4 protein-coding genes are annotated in these 2,947 nt (G+C 59.3%); all 4 read left to right on the top strand.

Translation table 11 applies throughout. The features are described from left to right. A partial coding sequence (locus tag PHU49_16555) for a phage portal protein (protein MDD5245621.1) occupies positions 1-1,534 on the top strand: 1,534 nt, incomplete at its 5' end. 253 nt (positions 1,535-1,787) lie between these two features. Beyond that, entirely contained in the window at positions 1,788-2,156 is a 369-nt protein-coding gene (locus PHU49_16550; GenBank protein ID MDD5245620.1) for a hypothetical protein, read from the top strand. Continuing rightward, entirely contained in the window at positions 2,153-2,710 is a 558-nt protein-coding gene (locus tag PHU49_16545) for a hypothetical protein (protein MDD5245619.1), read from the top strand. The genes PHU49_16550 and PHU49_16545 overlap by 4 nt, the downstream gene beginning before the upstream one ends. 8 nt (positions 2,711-2,718) lie before the next feature. Beyond that, positions 2,719-2,871 (top strand): hypothetical protein, encoded by a 153-nt coding sequence (locus PHU49_16540; GenBank protein MDD5245618.1) that lies wholly within the window; start codon positions 2,719-2,721, stop codon positions 2,869-2,871. The last annotated feature ends 76 nt before the right edge of the window (positions 2,872-2,947 follow it).

Genomic DNA, 2,947 nt, shown 5'->3' with positions numbered 1-2,947 from the left:
CAAGAGCGTTGCCAGCGTCTATGGCGCGGTGGCTTGGGCGTTCCGCTGTACCAACCTGCGCATGTGGGGCGTATCCAACGTTCCCTACATCATTGTCAAGCGCGGCGCGAAAGAGGACATAGCCGAAGGCATCGACTTCCCGCTATTCAACAAGAACCTGCTGTCCCGCTCCGAGGCAGCCATCTGTCTGTGGGGCGCCAACTATGTTCTGAAGAATGCCAACGCCGCGAGCATGGTCAAGCAGTTGCAGTGGCTCAATCCCACGAGTATGAAGGTGCTGCGGAGCGAACAAGGTATCACGGGATTCGAGCAGCGGGCGGGGACGCTGACCAAGAAGTTCACGCCTGAGCAGATGGTATATGCGCCGCTGTTCAATCCGAGCGACGACCTGGGCCCTGGCGTTTCGCCGATGCAAGTCGCACTGGAAGCGGCCGGACTTGCGGCGTCAAGCAACTCCTGGGCAGCCAGGTTCTTTGAGCATGGGGCGATCCCGGCCGTCATTCTGAGCACCGAATCCCCTGTGCCGGACCCGGAGATCGAGCGCATCCGCAACGCATGGGACAAGCTGACCGGCGGCGTCAAGAACGCCTGGCGCACCATAGTTCTGCGCAACGGACTCAAGCCCACGATCATCGGTATGCCGGTCAAGGACCTTGCCATGCCGGAGCTGTACCAGCAGGTGCGCTCTCAGATCGCGTGTGCATTCGAGATACCGGAAACCATGCTCAGTGACAGCGCCAACTATGCGACTAGTGCTGAGCACCGCCGTTCGTTCTGGCTAGAGACCATCATACCGAAGGCGCAGTGGCATGCCGAGCGGTTCAACGAGCAGTTGTTCTGGCCCATGGGCCTGGAGATGCGCTTGCAGCCCGAGCAAATGGAGGCGGTACAGAAGGACGAGGCGGAGAAATCGGCCAGCGCTAAGGCCATGATTGACGCGGCGGTGGCCGTGTTCAATGCCAAGCTCTGCGACGAGGGCGAGGCACGGGCGGCTATCAGTGTGGCCTATGAGAACATGAGCTTACCGGCACCGGCCGAGAACTGGACACCACCGGAACCGGTCATACCTGAGCCGCTACAGCCATTCGCAGGCCAACCGGGAACCTCCGCACAGGCAACCCCAGCCGGGCAGGCCCCTCTCCCCGAACCGGCTGGGGCGCCACAGGGCAAGTCCATGCTTGCGGACCTGGAACGGTGGCAGCGCAAGTGCGAGAAAGCAGGCAAGGCCAGACCATTCGAGAGCGAGAACATACCGGCGGATGTGCATGAACGCATTGACGCCCTGCTTGCCGTTGCGCAAGGAGACGATGAGATCAAGGCGGTATTCGCTCCGTTCACGGGTGCGAAGCAATTACGATTCATACCGCGTGGCGCATCCGAGCCTATCCCGCAAGTGCCGAATGAGGTCGCGATAGAAGACCACGACATTGACATGGCGCTTGCTGAATGGGATAAGACATTCCCGGAATTCGCGGGTTTACTAGATGCGAGTGTGAAGGGCGGCGGGGAGGCATTGACAGATGCCGGAGCCTAGCCAGTCGCCATGGCAATGGAACCCGGTTAGCCATCGGTATTACAATACCGCGACCGGCCGCTTTCTATCTAATAAGCAGATGGTAGGTTTGCGTGACCAGTTCACAACCGCGCAACAGGCCGGTATGCGGACATTGGCTAGCCGCCTAGCCGGTGGTAACATTACGGTTCAGGAATGGACACTAGGGGTACGCCAGCAGATCAAGAGCACGTTCATAGACGAGTATATTCTGGCTCGTGGCGGGCGCAATAATATGACGCAAGCAGACTGGGGGCGTATCGGCAGCATGGTCAAGAAGCAGTACGAGTACCAGGCCAAGTTTGCCGCCGAGGTCGCCGCAGGGAATCTAACCGAACCGCAGATAGCAATGCGGTCGTCTATGTACGTGAACAGCGCGACACAGGCATACGAGGTCGGCAAGCAGATAGAGCGCGGGATGCCTGCCTTGCCACAGTATCCTGGCGATGGCAATACGCGCTGTCACTCAAATTGTCAGTGTACGTGGGAGATTGAAGAGACGGATACCGAATGGCTGGCAACCTGGAGTTTGCACGAAGCCGAGCATTGTGAGGATTGCGTAGAGCTATCTGGGCGGTATAACCCACTGAGGCTGCCGAAGTGATCACGATTGACAGTAACGCCATTGAGGTTGCCGAGAGTATGGGGGCCAAGGTCGCAGACTTGCGCAAGGCGATCCATGACACAATGAAGACCGTAGAGCGCGAAGCTATGCGTGACTTCCGGCGGCCCACATCATCGTGGCATCATCATCCGAAGTTTGAGAGCCTAACTGAGGAGCGGGGCAACGGTTTCACGCTCATAGTAGGCACGGACGATGCGGTTTACAACATGCTAGACAAGGGTACGCCCCCGCACAAAATCACACCGAAAGGGCCGGGCTATCCGCTTGCATTCACATGGGGCGGACCGGGGTCATACCATGCGCAGACCCAGCCTAACTCACTAGATAGTTGGGGGAGGGGCGGAACCGGCGCACAGGGCGGGGCGCGGTTCTTTATGAGCGTGAACCACCCAGGCACGAAGAAGCGCGGATGGAGTAAACTTGTATTCAAGTCGGCAACGGCGCGGGCGCGCAACCTGCTAGAAGACAAGATCGCCGCCATCATCCAGAAGGTCGTGGCTGCGCACCCGTTGCGTAGGCCGAGCGGATTCTAGGAAGTAGCGTGTACACCGACCTCCGCGACCAGGACGGGCACCTGCTGGCTCGCATAGACCAGGAGCGCTGGCTCCTGGAGATTCAGAGGCGCGGGCAAAAGACCCTGTTTGACCTGCGCGACATACTGAAGGCGGACACGGAGAGAGCGGAAGACAAGTAGCTGACAACCTAATATCCCAGAGCGATTCAATCGCCCCCAAACGAGCGCCATGAGCGCCTCGTGCGGGGGCTTGTTC

It is taken from the genome of Syntrophorhabdaceae bacterium (assembly GCA_028713955.1).
In the GTDB taxonomy this organism is placed as follows: Bacteria; Desulfobacterota; Syntrophorhabdia; order Syntrophorhabdales; family Syntrophorhabdaceae; genus UBA5609.
The sequence above is the reverse complement of the archived record's forward strand: the minus strand, read 5'-3'. Positions and strand labels throughout refer to the sequence as shown.

Bases quoted from the DNA above. Each gene is read 5' to 3' on its own strand.
- PHU49_16550 (MDD5245620.1), top strand. From the start codon at position 1,788: ATGACGCAAGCAGACTGGGGGCGTATCGGCAGCATGGTCAAGAAGCAG.